General features: G+C 72.9%; 2 protein-coding genes. Both read left to right on the forward strand.

The annotated features are described in order from the left end of the window. Window positions 1-1,026 (forward strand): iron ABC transporter permease (locus tag G6021_RS12780; protein ID WP_347238968.1); only part of this gene is annotated, 1,026 nt, incomplete at its 5' end. Continuing rightward, a partial coding sequence (locus G6021_RS12785) for an ATP-binding cassette domain-containing protein (protein WP_182641452.1) occupies window positions 1,023-1,519 on the forward strand: 497 nt, incomplete at its 3' end. The genes G6021_RS12780 and G6021_RS12785, both read left to right, overlap by 4 nt.

The following is a 1,519-nucleotide window of genomic DNA, read 5'->3' on the forward strand; positions in this document are numbered from 1 at the left end:
CGGCCACTCGGACTGGTCCTCGCTCCGCTGCTGGGGCTTCTCGCCCTGGCCGTGGCGGTGGGGGTCTCTCTGGGGTCGGTGTCCATCCCCCTCGGTGACGTCTGGGCGATCGTCGCCCACCGCGTGGCCCCGGGTTTCTTCACCCCGTGGTGGTCCGAGGCCCGCGAGGCGATCGTGATCGAGTCCCGGCTGCCGAGGTCGCTCATGGCGGCGGCGGTGGGCGCGTCCCTCGCGGTGGCGGGAGGCGTCGCCCAGGCTGTCACGCGCAACCCACTGGCCGACCCGTACCTGCTGGGGGTGTCGTCCGGGGCCGGTTTCGGCGTCGTCGTCCTGACCGTCCTGGGCGTGGGTGCCGGGATGTGGGGCGTCTTCACGCTCCCGATGGCCGCTTTCCTCGGCGCCCTGCTGCCACTGGCCGGGGTGGTCCTGGTGGCCCGTCGCGCGCACGACACCACGGCGATCGTGCTGGTGGGGGCGGCCCTGACGATGATGTTCGGCGCGCTCAACACGTTCACGCTGTTGGTGTTGGGCGACGACCACCAACTGGGCACCGTCATGCGCTGGCTGGCCGGCGGGTTCGGTGACGCCGGGTGGACCATGCTCCTGGCCCCGGTCTCGATCCTCGCCGTCGCGGGCGTCCTGGTGATGCTGTCCAGCCGCCACCTGGACCTCCTCCTGACCGGCGACGACGGCGCCACGGCCATGGGCATGAACGTCCCGCGGTTCCGGCTGCTCATGTTGCTGCTGGTCTCGATGCTCACCGCGGGGGCGGTGGCGGTCTCCGGGACCATCGGGTTCATCGGACTGCTCATCCCGCATCTCGCCGGGTACGTCACCGGGCGCACGTCGGCCCGGTTACTGCCGACGGCCGCGGTGCTCGGGGCGGTGGCCCTGGTGCTGGCCGACATCGCGGCCCGGTCCGTCAGCGACGGTGCCGAGCTCCCGGTGGGCGTCGTCACGGGGATCGTGGGGGGTCCGGTGTTCCTGATCATGCTGTGGCGGCGCTACGGAAGGTCGGCGACGTGACCACACTGACCGCGGCCGACGTCTCCACCGACCTCGGGGGTCGCCGGATCCTCGAGGGGGTGGACCTGACCATCGCACCCGGCCGGGTCACCGCGCTGGTGGGCCCCAACGGCAGTGGCAAGACGACCCTGCTGCGCACCTGCTACCGGGCCCTGCCCACGACCGCCGGACTGGTGCGCCTCGACGGCGACGACATCACCTCGCTCCGCCGGCGGGCCCTGGCGCGGACGGTGGGCGTGAGCACCCAGGAGCCGGTCTCGTTGGGTGGCATCACGGTCCGGGAGTCGGTGCGACTGGGCCGGACGGTGACACGCGGGCTGTTCGAGCCGTTCGGGACCGACGACGCCGACGTGGTGGACACCGTGCTCGACCGTGTGGGGTTGGCCGGGTTGGCGGCCCGCGACGTCCTGGCCCTGTCGGGGGGCGAACGGCAGCGGGTGTCGATCGCCCGGGCGTTGGCGCAGCAGCCGGAGGTGCTCCTGCTGGACGAGCC

Source organism: Dietzia sp. CW19, from assembly GCF_014145265.1.
GTDB lineage: Bacteria > Actinomycetota > Actinomycetes > Mycobacteriales > Mycobacteriaceae > Dietzia > Dietzia natronolimnaea.